Origin of the sequence: Flavobacterium amniphilum (assembly GCF_023634845.1) — a bacterium.
Taxonomy (GTDB): Bacteria; Bacteroidota; Bacteroidia; order Flavobacteriales; family Flavobacteriaceae; genus Flavobacterium; species Flavobacterium amniphilum.
On sequence record NZ_JAMLJL010000020.1, the window covers coordinates 55,187 to 69,249 of the forward strand.

Sequence of the window (14,063 nt, forward strand, 5' to 3'; positions counted from 1 at the left end):
AAAAGCCATCAGGAAGATGGCTTTTTTAGTATAGAGTTTTTTTTAATTATTAAGCATAACAGGCATTACAAGCATTGTAACGGTTTCTCCCTCGTCTAAACCATCAATAGGAGTTAAAATACCCGCACGGTTAGGCATAGACATTTCAAGCATAATCATGTCGCTCTGTAAATTCGTTAACATTTCAGTAAGGAAACGTGAGTTGAAACCAATCTGCATGTCATCACCCTGGTAATCACAAGTCAAACGCTCTTCTGCTTTGTTTGAGTAATCAATGTCTTCAGCAGAAATGTTCAATTCGGCACCGGCAATTTTTAAACGGATCTGGTGTGTTGTTTTATTCGAGAAGATCGCTACACGACGTACTGAACTTTGGAATTGTGTTCTGTCAATCATTAATTTGTTCGGATTCTCTTTCGGGATTACCGCTTCATAGTTTGGATACTTACCATCAATCAAACGACAGGTCAATACATAATTGTCAAATGAGAAAGTTGCATTGGCATCGTTATATTCAATAGTCACTTCAGCATCTGATGTAGATAAAATTCCTTTTAAAATATTCAAAGGTTTTCTTGGCATGATGAATTCTGCAACCTGTGATGCTTTTACATCTGTACGTGCATATTTCACTAATTTGTGTGCATCTGTAGCTACGAAAATCAATCCTTCTGTAGAAAACTGGAAGAAAACACCACTCATAACCGGTCTCAAATCATCATTACCGGCAGCAAAAATAGTCTTACTGATTGCGGTTGATAAAACTTCGGCAGGAACCAATGTTTTTGAAGGTTCTTCCAAATTAACCGATTTAGGGAATTCTTCACCCGGCGCATACGCTAAAGCATACTTACCTGATTGCGAACTGATCTCTATAGTATTGTTCTCTTCAACCGTGAATGTTAAAGGCTGTTCAGGGAACGTTTTCAGGATTTCCAATAATAATTTTGCCGGAACCGCCACGCTTCCTTCACTGGTCGAATCGATAGATAATGTAGCTGACATAGTGGTTTCTAAGTCAGATGCAGAAACTACCAACTGGTTTTGTTTTAATTCAAACAAAAAGTTATCCAGGATAGGTAAGGTATTACTACTGTTGATAACACTTCCTAAAACCTGTAGTTGTTTTAATAAATATGAACTTGATACTATAAATTTCATTTGCATCTTTTTATATATTTCTTCTTTCTAATGAAGACTTTTTTACATTTTACAAATATATCGCAAACGAATCACTATTGAAAACATTTTTATCAACAAGAATTGAGGTTTTCAACAATTATCGTGCGAATTTTCTTTTTCTTAAATAGGTTAATGCCACACCGAAAATGGTCAGGATTACCAGTGGAAGACCAACGGTCAGTAATTGGGTGTACAAATAGTTTTCATACACTTTTTCTTTGTCCAGAAGCGGTAAATCAACTTCTTTGCTTCTAATGTTGATAAGTCCGTTGTCGTCCAGCAGGTAATTTACACAGTTCATTAAGAATTCTTTGTTGGCATACACCTGATTTGTCCATTTGTCGAAGCCAAGCTCCATGGGTTGACCTTTTTCGTCCAATTGGTTTTTGATGATATCACCATCCGAAATCACAATCATTTTTGAAGGTTTGTCAGTCGGTTTAAAAGCAGGATCTTTAAATGCCAGTACCCTGTTTTCAAATACCGAATGAAAATTACCTTCCAATAAAACACCTACAGGGACATGACCGGCCGTATAATCTGCCGGATTTGGTTTTTCGTTAACCATTTTTAATTCCACTTCAACAGGTGTTCCTACTTTTTTGGAATAAATCGAAGATTGCAGTAAAACCGTTTTCTTAATGCCGTTTTTCAACGTATCAATGCTGTTTGCAAATTCCAATTTAAGTCCGTCGATATTATTAACGACCGGATGTTTGCTTTCAGGGAAAATATACGGCGAATAAAACCACGGATACTTCTGATATTGGGTTTCGCTTCCCTGTTTTCCTGTGGCCAAAGCAATCGGAGCACTTTGAAGGTCTTTGATTAAAATAGGGTTGATTCTGAAACCGTATTTAAAAAACATATCATTCAAGCCTAAATCAACAGGAAAAGCAAATCCCGAACCGGATTGATTCAGACTTTCCATATCAATGTTTACCGCATCAATTAACCAGATGGCTTTCCCTCCGTTAATGATGTATTGGTCCAAAACCTGTTTCTCAGCATCGGTAAAAGCAGCTTTTGGTTTGGCAATAATCGCTAAATCAAATGTTTTTAAGGCTTTGGTAAATAAAATCGGGTCTTTGGCTACGGAATCCAACGGGAACGGAGCGATGTAATAATTGTCACGTACTGTTTGCAGGAAATCGGCTTTAAAAGCATCAGGTAATTCGTTTTTCCCTTTGATAACGGCTATCTTCTTTTGCTTTAGGGTTGTAACTTTATTGAATCCGTCTGCAAAGGCGTATTCCAGATGTTGGACAGAACTTACAACTTTCTGTTCGGTTGTGGCGCCCAATCTGTTTTTTAGCAAGCCAACTTTGGTGCTTTTGTTTTTATAGGTAATAATCGCCCACGGGAAAACCACTTCTTCTGATTGCTTTCCTTTTTCATCGACGGTTAATTTGATTGGGGTCAAACCTCTCTCCAGGAACGAATCCATGATGGCATCGGCTTGCGTTGCATCTTCCAATGGATCTACAAACTGGTATACAATGTTCGGATTGTAGGCTTTGAACTCATCAAGGATTTGTTTGGTTTCCGATTGTAAACGTTTGAATTCGGGCGGGAAATTACCTTCCAGAAATACATCAACATAAACCGGTTCTTTGGCATTTTTTATAATCTCCAAAGAAGTATCGGATAAGGTATAACGTTTGTCGGCTGTTAAATCGAATCGGTGGAAAAAGTAATTTCCGGCAATGTTTATAACGATTAAAACAATAATAGATAAAACTAAAGTCTTTAATTTATTCATTATAATTTATAGGATTTTAGTTTGTTAACTGTCAGTAATATAAATAAAACGGTCACACTGATGAAGTAAATCACATCACGGGTGTCAATTACGCCGCGACTCATACTTTTATAATGACTGTCCATCCCGAATAAGGAAATGAGTTCGATATCGGCATAACCCGAAATACCCTGGAAACCAAAATAAAGGATAAAGCAAAGTAAAACCGCCAAAAGAAAAGCCACAATCTGGTTGTCTGAAAGGGATGAGGTGAAAATGCCGATGGAAGTATAAGCAGCCATCAAAAACAATAGCCCGAAATAGGAACCCAAAGTACTTCCGAAATCGAGGTTTCCTTCCGGTAAGCCTAAGTCATATATCACTTTGACATAAACCAGTGTCGGGATAATAGCAATAATCAATAATACAAAGGCACCTAAAAACTTCCCGCTTACGATTTCGGTTAAACTCATTGGTTTGGTCAGTAATAATTCCATCGTTCCCTGTTTTTTTTCATCCGAAAAACTTCGCATCGTAACCGCCGGAATCAGGAATAACAAAATCCAGGGTGCAATGGTGAAAAACGGCGTCATGTCGGCAAACCCCGAATTAAGAATGTTGTATTCGTTTTCAAATACCCAAAGAAATAATCCATTGAGTAAAAGGAAGATGGCTATCACTAAATAACCTATAGGTGATCCGAAGAAGGAACGGAATTCTTTAAATAATATGGCTCTCATTAGATCGCTTTAAATAGGATAATATCCTGATGTTCGTTTAACTCTGTGTTTTCAATACCGGACCAATTTCCCTGTATGAAATTCAAGACTTCAAAATTATGTTTTTTTATGATATCGGAAATGTATTTTTTTTCATAAGCTACATTCGCTTCCTTAACATCTTTATTCATTAAACGGTAATGCCCTAAATCATGCGGGAAATTCTTCAGCCCTTTTACCGACATGCTGTTTTTACTTTCATCATCCAGAATAAAAAACGTGGCAAGACAAATTTTATCCTTTTTGATTACGCGGCGCATTTCACGGATGTAATTTTCCACATCTTCGGGTAGCATATGCGTAAAAACCGATGTCAGGAAGATAAAATCAAACTGATCGTCAGGATATGGAAATTGTAATTCTTCTGCTTTGACCGTAGTGTCTAAATAATACAGGTCATTTTTTAACGGAATCAGTTTGAAATGGAAATTAGGATATCTCTTGGTAATATTTTCGGTACACCAGTCGACTCCCAATTTTACAATGTCAAACCCTTCATAAGTGCCTTTTTCGGATAAGAATTGGGTAAACGGAACGGCCATTCGTCCAACACCTGAACCAATATCAAGAATAGAATCATCAGGGGTTATGTTACCGTATTTTTTGAAATATTCGAAATATTGCCTGCCTACTTCAAGATAATCACCGCTTCCGGTAAAAATAATTCCTTTCGGAGGAACCAAATCTTCCTTGCTTCTGAATAAATCCGAAGGAAAATAAAGGATTCTCCTTAAGGTGTATCTGGAAGAAACAGGCAGTTTGTAATAAAGTTTCCGTAAAAAATTATTCATTATTCCAAGGTTACTAATTTATTAACGCTCCAGGCTTCCGGTTTGTCATTGAAGAGTTTTTTGGTAAAGGTCCAAACATCATAAAATAGTTCCGAATTACGGTAATTCTCTAAATCTTCCTCTGTTTCCCAATAACTATATGTGAAAAAGATACACGGATTGTTTTTGTCCTGATACAATTCCAGAAAACGGTTACCGGGTGCATTTCGGATTTTTTCTTTCATTTGCTCGAAATTTTCCAGAAAAGCAGGAATGTTTTCCTGATGAAAACTCAATTTAACAATACGTACAAACATTATATTTTCCTTTTAATTTATTTAAAATTGATATTGATGACATCGCGGTATTTCAGACCTAATAAAGATCGTGCCGTTCCTGTTGTTTTTGGGTTGCTTTTGTAAATGGCTATTTCCAAAAAACCGGCTTCATTGAACAAAGCAAGCTTTTCGCCTTCATAATCCTTTAAAGTGTAATTTTCCCTGATGTTGAAATCAGAATAAGACTGGTGTATTTTTTTGATGGATTTAGTTCCGAATTTTATTTCAAACGGACGGTTTTTTCCAACATCTGAAAACAACTTGTTTGAAATATTGGTCACACAGTTACCGAAATGATCAATATACACCACATATCCTTTTATGCTGCTTAAATCATTGGCAACTGCCGGCTGTAATTCGTTTAGAATTTTAATTTCCTTTATTTCTTTTCCCACTACGTTCAGCGATCCGCCTTTCGATAAATGATTGGCAACGGTGATAAAAACATCCATCGCTGTCGAATGGCTGGGTAACCGGTCGTGAATATTGATTTCAACTATTTTCTGTGGATTGATCTTTTGGGTTAGGATGCTCAAAATACCGTTGTCTGCACAAATAAAATAATGATCGTTCCACTGCATGGCGATATGCTGGGTTTCCTGATTCCTTTCATTATCAACACCAATTAAATGCACCGTTCCTTTCGGAAAGCTGCTGTATGAGGCGTTTATGACATAACTCGCTTCCGAAATATTGAACAGATCGATATCATGGGAAATGTCAACAATATGAACCTCAGGGTTTTCGGAAAAGATCTTCCCTTTAAGCGCACCTACAAAGTGGTCTTTACAGCCAAAATCGGTAGTAAGTGTAATTATTGACATTATTTTGTTTATAAGTATTCCTGAAAAGTTTCGGTAAATTTAGTAGATTTGAGAGAAACAAAACGAATTTATTGTTAACTAAATTTTTCAGCCTTTGAACGAGAGAATTATCGAATTGGAAAACATCGCACCGAAAGAATTCTGGGGTGCGCACGATAGTCACCTGGAAACCATTAAAAAGTACTATCCAAAGCTTAAGATTGTAGCAAGGGGAACAACCCTGAAAGCTTTTGGGGAAGAAGAAGTACTGGATGAGTTTGAAATCCGTTTCAGGCGTTTAATGACACATTTTTCCCGTTTTAACAATATCGACGACAATGTCATCATGCGTGTGATTGAAGGCGACGCACAGCAAACCGGCGTGATGGATGCCAGTGACCAGATCTTGGTGCACGGTATAGGAGGAAAGCTCATCAAAGCAATGACTCCTAACCAGCAGAAACTGGTGGATTATGTGCGTAAAAACGATATGGTTTTTGCAGTGGGACCTGCAGGAACCGGAAAAACATATACCGGTGTTGCTTTAGCCGTAAAAGCCTTAAAGGAAAAGCAGGTTAAAAGGATTATTCTGACCCGTCCTGCTGTTGAAGCTGGCGAAAATTTAGGTTTCCTTCCCGGTGATATGAAAGAAAAGCTGGATCCATATATGCAACCTTTATATGATGCACTCCGGGATATGATTCCGCCACAAACGCTGGAAGATTACTTGCTCAAAGGGATCATCCAGATTGCCCCGTTGGCTTTCATGCGTGGAAGAACCCTTGATAATGCCTTCGTTATTTTGGATGAAGCCCAAAATACAACCCATTCCCAAATGAAAATGTTTTTAACTCGTATGGGTAAAAATGCAAAATTCATCATTACAGGTGATCCGGGACAGGTTGATTTACCACGCAGAACCATTTCAGGATTGAAGGAAGCTTTGTTGGTATTGAAAGATGTCGACGGTATTGGAATCATTTACCTGGATGATAAGGATATAGTCCGTCACCGATTGGTGAAGAAAATCATCGATGCCTATAAAAGTATAGAAAATCAGGATTAAAGTAAGTGAAGGAGTTTTTCAAATATAGTAACGGATACATTAATATTAATGATGAAAATCTGTTTATGACTAACTCAGGGAATTGGTCTGAAACAATCGGGTTGCAGGAAAAATCACCGAAGTCAATAAAGAAAAACTCCTACAAGAATATTAAGTTCTATATTTTCTTCTTGATTGTATGTGGGATATTCCTGCTTTCTATTTCTTTTGAAGACAGAACCAAAGAAGCATTGCCGATTGCACTAATCGTGTTGATGATCTTAGCCTACAAATATTTCAGCAAGGAAATGGGGAGCAAATATAAAATCCCTTTAAGTAAATTAAAAGACATTCAAATAGACGGTAAAGAAGTAAAGTTTACTTTTCTTAACTTTAAAGGAGAGGAAGATTTCGAAATTATTCATGGGGTTGAAGAAAAAGGAATTTTAGTACTGTCCGAATTTTTACAAAACCATTAAACCTGAATAAATTACAGATAAATAAAAAAAGACACCGGAAGGTGTCTTTTTTTATTGTCTCAAATGATGTAGTTTATCGATTTTATGTAAAACTTTTCAACACGAAAACGTTTTCGCTTATGCTGTAACTAACTCGTAATGTTAATCTTACATAAAAAGTCATAATTTTAGTTGAAACAAAAAACTCAATAAACTGAAATTTATGAAAGAAACAACCAGAACACTTTTGTGTTTATCCTTGCTATTCACGGCATTTGCCTGCGAGAAGGATGGATCTTCAGAAGCTGATTCACTTGAAGCAGCAAAGAAAACAAAGGTTATCAACGTCACACACCACGACGGAAAACCATTCAGTACAAACAATCAGTATAATTCAGCAACAGGTAAATATGTGGCAAATCCGGGCGGAGGTGTCATGATGCAGGCTTTTTACTGGGATGTACCTGCCGGGGGAACCTGGTGGAATACGGTTAAATCAAAAGTGACAGCATGGGGTAACGCCGGAGTAGGATCAATTTGGTTACCACCAGCTTCCAAAGCACAAAACGGACCTTATTCCATGGGGTATGATCCAACCGATTACTACGATTTTGGAGATTATAACCAAAACGGTACTATTGAAACCCGCTTCGGTTCAAAATCAGAACTGGTAAGTCTGATCACACAGGCACATACTGAAAACATGCAGGTCTACGCTGATATAGTAATCAATCACAACAGTGGAGGCCAATTGGAGAACAATCCTTATACCGGTACGCAAACCTGGACGAACTTCTCGGGCGTAGCTTCAGGGAAATTTACAAGGAATTACCACGATTTTTATAAAAATTCTTACGGGAATAATGATGAAGGTTCTTTTGGCGGCTATCCTGATTTGTGTCATGCTAACCCACACGTACAGGACTGGCTTTGGGGACGTGCAGATGCGGTTGGGAAGTATTACAAGAATACCATGAAATTCGACGGCTGGCGCTTTGACTATGTGAAAGGTTTCGGTCCGTGGGTCGTAAACAGCTGGAATGCCAATGTTGGCGGATTTTCGGTAGGAGAGTATTGGGACTCAAACGTGAATACTCTCGAATGGTGGGCTAATAACGCAAATTCTTCGGTTTTCGATTTTGCCTGTTATTACAAAATGCACGATGCTTTCGACGGGAACAATCTGGCATTGCTGAATGATGATATGATGTGGAAGAGAAATCCGTACAAAGCCGTGACGTTTGTTTCAAACCATGATACTAATGAAATCTGGAAGAAGGATTTGGCGTATGCCTACATTTTAACACACGAAGGATATCCAACTATTTTCTACCGTGATTATGAAGAATGGCTGGACAAAAATAAACTGAATAACCTCATTTGGATTCATAACAATAAAGCTACTGGAACGACGTCCATCCTGTATTCGGATAATGACGAATACATTGCGAGAAGAAACGGTTATAACGGTAACGTAGGTTTGGTCGTTTACCTGAACAACTCTTCTTCATGGCAGGAAAGATGGATTCAGACAAATTGGGCTAATGCGCAAATCAAGGACTTCACCGGACAATCAACCTGGTATCCAACTACACAGGCTGATAAATGGGTGAAAATCCAATGCCCGCCCAACAGTTATTCTGTTTGGTCAATTAACATGTAGCCAGTTAAGTTAGTAGTTCGAAAAAGTCGTTTCACCTGAAGCGACTTTTTTATTTCATATTCCTTATAAATAAATTACTTTTGCGGTACTAAAACAACAACAATACAACACAAATGAATACAATCACGTCGACCCAATTCAATTTTCCGGGTCAAAAATCACTTTATAAAGGTAAAGTAAGGGAAGTTTACAATATCAATGATGAGCTTTTGGTTATGATTGCAACCGACAGGCTTTCTGCTTTTGACGTAGTAATGCCGAAAGGGATTCCTTTTAAAGGTCAAATCCTGAACCAGATTGCAACTAAATTTATGCAGCTTACCGAAGATATTGTCCCTAACTGGTTGATTGCAACTCCGGATCCTAACGTGGCTGTCGGACATTTATGTGATCCTTTTAAAGTGGAAATGGTAATCCGGGGGTATCTTTCAGGTCACGCGGCACGTGAATATGCTGCCGGGAAAAGAATGCTTTGCGGTGTAGCTTTGCCGGAAGGAATGAAAGAAAACGATAAATTCCCTACACCGATTATTACACCTACTACAAAAGCTGATTTAGGAGTACATGATGAGGATATTTCAAGAGAGGATATTCTGGCTAACGGAATTGTTTCGGAAGAGGATTATCTGGTTCTTGAAAAATATACCCGTGATTTATTTCAGAGAGGTACTGAAATTGCTGCGTCACGCGGACTTATTTTGGTCGATACCAAATACGAATTCGGGAAAACCAAAGACGGAAAGATTGTCTTGATTGATGAAATCCACACACCCGATTCTTCCCGTTATTTCTATGCGGAAGGATACCAGGAAAGACAGGATAATGATGAAGCCCAAAAGCAATTGTCAAAAGAGTTTGTCCGCCAATGGTTAATTGCAAATAACTTCCAGGGAAAAGAAGGACAACAAATCCCGGAAATGACTGATGGGTACATCGCTACTGTTTCTGAAAGATACATCGAGTTGTATGAAAATATCATCGGTGAGAAATTTGAAAAAGCAGACATCACCAATATCAATGAACGCATCGAAAAAAATGTATTGGCATTTTTGAATCAATAAGATAAGAGCTTTAAATACTTTGAAAACCACGCCCAGCGTGGTTTTTTGCTTTTTTGTAATGGATAGACTTAACGTTGGCCAGTGTTAAAATTATGTTATAAGTCCCATACCTCGGTAACTAAAAACCGAACTTTGCGTCTACTTAATTAAATCATTAATCAAAAAAATCAATCATCATGAAAAAATCAATCGCAATTTTAGGTTTAGCTTTCGTAGCTTTTGTTGGTCAGTCTTTCACTTCTGAAGTTCCAACTATGGTAAAAACAGAAATGGGGTATGCAGTAAATACACCATTATGTAATGCCATTACAAAAGGGGATGTAGAAGCTGTTAAGAAATTTTTGGAATACGGAGCAGATGCAAACGAACAATTCAACGGTAAAACACCTTTGATGTATGCAGCCCGTTACAACAGAGTGGAAATTATTAAAATATTATTGGAAAAAGGAGCCAATAAAAATATTGAAGACGAAAGAGGGTTAACAGCTTATCAATATGCTGAATCTTCTAAAGCTACAGAAGCAATGGCGCTTTTGAAATAAGCTTTGATATTCATAAAACAAAAAGTCCCGGATCATATCCGGGACTTTTTGTTTTATATTTTTATTTCTTTTCAAGATTCGCCTTCAGATTATCCAACCCGGCCTGTAAATCTTTTCCCATCATTTCATCCATATTCATGAAAGGTTTCATTACGTTCATCGGATAGGGCATAACACCGTTAAAACCCCATTTGACTTTAGTAACTGTCGGTGTAACAGATTCGGTTAGGAAATAAGCATTATCGGTCGATTCAAACGGACGCTTAAAACGGAGTTCAAAGTCCACACGTTCCCCTTCCGTGATTTTCTTGATTTCCATTTCGCCGGCACCCACTTCATCCATGGTGCTGTCCCAGGTATAAACAAACCCTACAGTTCCGTCAGTTCCGGTATGGGTTCTTTTTGATTTAGGATCTCTTTGGTTCCAAACACTGAAATAATCCTGGTTTTTGGCATGCTTAATGTAATTAAAAACACTGTCTTTGGGCATATTGACGATAACTTCACGTTCCATCGCATATTCTTTACTCATAAATAAACCGGCAACGGCAACAATGGCAATAATGGCCAATAACACAAAAAAAATCCTTTTTAAAATTCTCATGGTTGTATAGTTTTAGAGTTAATGTTTATTTTTTTCCTTTCTGGAAAGCCGATTCATACAGTTGGATCCAGTCATTGACACTCGTTTTTTGCATCAGTTCCCCAATCAGTTCAAAAGGAATGTCCTCCGGTTTTTTAAATCGCACACAGCTTTTGCCCATATCCAGCTTCTTTTTGGAATACTTCGGGAATTCAGAAGTAAACCAATCCAATAATTCCGGATCAGCATAAATCCCCATATGGTAAAAAGCAATAAAGTTCTTTTGGGAAGCCATTCCGGCAAAAGGAAGCGGCATTTTAGGATCACAATGGTAGCCTTTCGGATAAATTGAATGCGGAACAGAATATCCCATCATGCCATAACCCATCGATTCCTGAAAACCTTCGGGTAAATTTTCAAGGATTACATTTCGCAGTTTATTGAAGCCTTCTTTTCGTTCTTCAGGTATTTCGTTCAGATATTCGGCTACTGTTGTGGCTTTTGATTGCATAATTTGGTATTGGTCTTAAAGTAAAGTTATAAAAAAAAACCATTCGGAAAAGAATGGTTTTTAATGTTTTACTGAAATTCTGTTATTTGAAATACGAAAAAGATTCGTTGTTTTCAATTTTTAATAAGGTTTCATATATCAGTTTGATCACGTTTTCTACGTCCTCTTTGTGTACCATCTCAACCGTTGTATGCATATAACGCAACGGTAATGAAATCAATGCAGAGGCAACACCTCCGTTACTGTAAGCAAAAGCATCCGTATCAGTTCCTGTTACTCTTGAAGTAGCATGACGCTGGAACGGAATTTCTTTTTCTTCAGCTGTATTGGTAATCAACTCACGTAATTTGTTTTGTACGGCAGGTGCATAAGCTACAACCGGACCACGGCCAATTTTAAGGTCTCCCTCGATTTTCTTATCAATCATCGGAGTAGTGGTGTCGTGGCAAACATCGGTTACTATGGCAACGTCCGGTTTAATGGTATGGGTAATCATTTCGGCACCTCTTAAACCAATTTCCTCCTGAACGGCATTCACAATATATAAACCAAACGGTAATTTCTTCTTGTTTTCTTTCAGTAAACGCGCTACCTCGGCAATCATAAAACCACCCATACGGTTGTCAATGGCACGGCATACAAATTTGTTCTCGTTCAAGATCATGAATTCATCAGGGTAGGTAATCACACAACCTACATGGATGCCTAAGTTTTCAACTTCTTCTTTGGTGGCACACCCACAGTCAATGAAAATATTGTGCTGCGTCGCATGTTCTTCCTTACCACGGCCACGGGTATGAATCGCCGGCCAGCCAAATACACCTTTTACAATACCGTTCTTAGTATGGATGTTCACTCTTTTGGATGGAGCGATCTGATGATCGGAGCCACCGTTTCTGATTACATAAATCAATCCGTCATCCGTAATATAGTTCACATACCACGAAATCTCATCACTGTGCCCTTCGATAACTACCTTGTAAGGAGCATCCGGATTAATGATTCCCACTGCAGTTCCGTAAGTATCGGTAATAAAAGTGTCAACATAAGGTTTCAGGTAATCCATCCATATTTTCTGTCCTTCACTTTCATAACCGGTTGGGGATGCATTGTTTAAATATTTTTCAAGAAAGGCCATGGAAGCCTTGTTTAATATCGATTTTGACGCCATAGAAATAATTTTCGGCTAATTTAAGCATTTGGCATTAGACTTGATGATTAATTTATATTTTTGAACAAACAAATTATAGGAATGAAATCAATCAGATTCGCAATCACATTATTATTTTTTACCGCAATCGGTAATGCTCAGGTAGTCAAAGATACCGTTGAAGTTGAAGACGCTAAAAGAGATACTTTGGCCGAGTTGAATTTTCAGTTGGAAGAAGTCTTTGTATCCAATAAGCCGTTTGTGAAATCAGAAGAAGAAAGAAAACTGTTTTTACAGCTGCAAAGAAGGGTTTTGAAAACATATCCTTATGCTAAAATGGCGGCCGACAGACTGGTGATGCTTAATGAAGGCATGCAGGGATTAAAGTCGGAAAGAGATAAGAAGAAGTATTTTAAGTTGGTTGAAAATTACCTGACCAATGAATTTGAGGCCAAGTTGAAAAAGATGAGCCGTAAAGAAGGTCAGATACTGGTGAAGTTGATACACCGTCAAACAGGGATCAGTACCTTTGATTTGATACACGATCTGAAAAGCGGATGGAAAGCCTTCTGGGCAAACAACACCGCCCGTATGTTTGATATCAATCTGAAAGCAAAGTACGATCCGTACAATGTTTCTGAGGATTTTATCATAGAAGGTATATTGTACAGAGCCTTTACTGATGGTAAACTACAGAAGCAGCCTTCAAAAGTCCCGATGGAATATGCAGAACTTGCCAAAGTCTGGAGACAAAAACTCAAAGCCATGAGAGAAGCAAAACAATAAAGCAAAACAATAAAGAAGACACCTTATATATAAGGTGTTTTTTTATGCCTTAGATTAGGGGTAATTAGTAATTAGTGAAGAGTCCTTAGTCCTTAGTAGGGAATGGTCGGCTCTTAGAGATAAGAAGTCCAAGTCGTCTAAGTAGTCCAGCAATCGGATAATCGAACAATCTAAGAAATCTAAGCAGTCTGATAATCTAATAATCGAACAATCTAATAATCTAAATAATGGCGTGCCCCTGCGGGTCGCGTGTTCCGCTAACACGAGTGAAGCGAACTGGCGAAGCAATCTTTTATTTGTTGCCTTCGAGAACCTCAGGCAACAAATAAAAGGATGCCGCTTCACCCGCTCACGCGAGCGTGCATCATTAAAAGAAAGTATACCTTATATAATAGGAGTAAAATCTTTATTTGTTTGCAACCCTGTCAGCGGCGGTTGCTGAGCTTGTCGAAGTATCAAACCCTGACAGGGTTAAACATGCCGGTTTCCGGTTGGAGTTATATGCTATATAAGTTCGGGTTGATCCGTACTTGACCCGTATCAAAGTAATATCAAAGTAATATCAAAGTAATATCAAAGTAATATCAAAGTAATATCAAAGTAATATCAAAGTAATATCAAAGTAATATCAAAGTAATATCAAAGTAATAT

General features: G+C 37.9%; 15 protein-coding genes. 6 read left to right on the forward strand and 9 right to left on the reverse strand.

The features are described from left to right. Nucleotides 1–42 precede the first annotated feature (42 nt). The 6 genes from dnaN to NAT51_RS17365 all read right to left on the reverse strand — a co-directional run bounded on the left by dnaN (nucleotide 43) and on the right by NAT51_RS17365 (nucleotide 5,634). Complete coding sequence (gene dnaN / locus NAT51_RS17340; protein WP_250600958.1) at nucleotides 43–1,161, reverse strand: DNA polymerase III subunit beta; 1,119 nt, start codon at nucleotides 1,159–1,161, stop codon at nucleotides 43–45. Between the two features lie 118 nt (nucleotides 1,162–1,279). Further along, complete coding sequence (gene gldG / locus NAT51_RS17345) at nucleotides 1,280–2,944, reverse strand: gliding motility-associated ABC transporter substrate-binding protein GldG (RefSeq protein ID WP_250600960.1); 1,665 nt, start codon at nucleotides 2,942–2,944, stop codon at nucleotides 1,280–1,282. Next, entirely contained in the window at nucleotides 2,944–3,663 is a 720-nt protein-coding gene (gene gldF / locus NAT51_RS17350; RefSeq protein ID WP_250600962.1) for a gliding motility-associated ABC transporter permease subunit GldF, read from the reverse strand. Before gldF ends, gldG begins: the two co-directional genes overlap by 1 nt. Next, nucleotides 3,663–4,493, reverse strand: coding sequence for a class I SAM-dependent methyltransferase (locus NAT51_RS17355; RefSeq protein ID WP_250600964.1), 831 nt, complete (start codon nucleotides 4,491–4,493; stop codon nucleotides 3,663–3,665). Before NAT51_RS17355 ends, gldF begins: the two co-directional genes overlap by 1 nt. Continuing rightward, nucleotides 4,493–4,789, reverse strand: coding sequence for a putative quinol monooxygenase (locus tag NAT51_RS17360; RefSeq protein ID WP_250600966.1), 297 nt, complete (start codon nucleotides 4,787–4,789; stop codon nucleotides 4,493–4,495). The genes NAT51_RS17355 and NAT51_RS17360 overlap by 1 nt, the downstream gene beginning before the upstream one ends. Nucleotides 4,790–4,806: 17 nt before the next feature. After that, nucleotides 4,807–5,634 carry an SAM hydrolase/SAM-dependent halogenase family protein gene (locus tag NAT51_RS17365; RefSeq protein ID WP_250600968.1) on the reverse strand — a complete coding sequence of 276 codons (828 nt, stop codon included), beginning with the start codon at nucleotides 5,632–5,634 and terminating at the stop codon, nucleotides 4,807–4,809. Nucleotides 5,635–5,728: 94 nt separating this feature from the next. On the opposite strand from NAT51_RS17365, the gene NAT51_RS17370 reads away from it, so the two are divergent. From NAT51_RS17370 to NAT51_RS17390, 5 genes are all read left to right on the forward strand, one after another. Beyond that, nucleotides 5,729–6,679 carry a PhoH family protein gene (locus tag NAT51_RS17370; protein ID WP_250600970.1) on the forward strand — a complete coding sequence of 317 codons (951 nt, stop codon included), beginning with the start codon at nucleotides 5,729–5,731 and terminating at the stop codon, nucleotides 6,677–6,679. A gap of 5 nt (nucleotides 6,680–6,684) precedes the next feature. Continuing rightward, the gene (locus NAT51_RS17375) at nucleotides 6,685–7,137 is read left to right on the forward strand and encodes a hypothetical protein (protein ID WP_250600972.1); all 453 of its coding nucleotides are present in this window, start codon (nucleotides 6,685–6,687) and stop codon (nucleotides 7,135–7,137) included. 202 nt (nucleotides 7,138–7,339) lie between these two features. After that, the gene (locus tag NAT51_RS17380) at nucleotides 7,340–8,779 is read left to right on the forward strand and encodes an alpha-amylase (protein ID WP_250600974.1); all 1,440 of its coding nucleotides are present in this window, start codon (nucleotides 7,340–7,342) and stop codon (nucleotides 8,777–8,779) included. 113 nt (nucleotides 8,780–8,892) lie between these two features. Continuing rightward, entirely contained in the window at nucleotides 8,893–9,840 is a 948-nt protein-coding gene (locus tag NAT51_RS17385; protein WP_250600976.1) for a phosphoribosylaminoimidazolesuccinocarboxamide synthase, read from the forward strand. Between the two features lie 176 nt (nucleotides 9,841–10,016). Further along, the gene (locus tag NAT51_RS17390) at nucleotides 10,017–10,382 is read left to right on the forward strand and encodes an ankyrin repeat domain-containing protein (RefSeq protein ID WP_250600978.1); all 366 of its coding nucleotides are present in this window, start codon (nucleotides 10,017–10,019) and stop codon (nucleotides 10,380–10,382) included. A gap of 61 nt (nucleotides 10,383–10,443) precedes the next feature. On the opposite strand, the gene NAT51_RS17395 is transcribed toward NAT51_RS17390, so the two are convergent. The 3 genes from NAT51_RS17395 to NAT51_RS17405 form a co-directional block, all read right to left on the reverse strand. Further along, nucleotides 10,444–10,986, reverse strand: a complete 543-nt coding sequence (locus NAT51_RS17395; RefSeq protein ID WP_250600980.1) for an SRPBCC family protein — start codon at nucleotides 10,984–10,986, stop codon at nucleotides 10,444–10,446. 25 nt (nucleotides 10,987–11,011) lie between these two features. Continuing rightward, the gene (locus NAT51_RS17400) at nucleotides 11,012–11,476 is read right to left on the reverse strand and encodes a DUF1801 domain-containing protein (RefSeq protein WP_250600982.1); all 465 of its coding nucleotides are present in this window, start codon (nucleotides 11,474–11,476) and stop codon (nucleotides 11,012–11,014) included. A gap of 82 nt (nucleotides 11,477–11,558) precedes the next feature. Further along, nucleotides 11,559–12,647 (reverse strand): M42 family metallopeptidase, encoded by a 1,089-nt coding sequence (locus NAT51_RS17405; protein WP_250600992.1) that lies wholly within the window; start codon nucleotides 12,645–12,647, stop codon nucleotides 11,559–11,561. An 81-nt stretch (nucleotides 12,648–12,728) separates the two neighbouring features. On the opposite strand from NAT51_RS17405, the gene NAT51_RS17410 reads away from it, so the two are divergent. After that, complete coding sequence (locus NAT51_RS17410) at nucleotides 12,729–13,412, forward strand: DUF4294 domain-containing protein (RefSeq protein WP_250600994.1); 684 nt, start codon at nucleotides 12,729–12,731, stop codon at nucleotides 13,410–13,412. The last annotated feature ends 651 nt before the right edge of the window (nucleotides 13,413–14,063 follow it).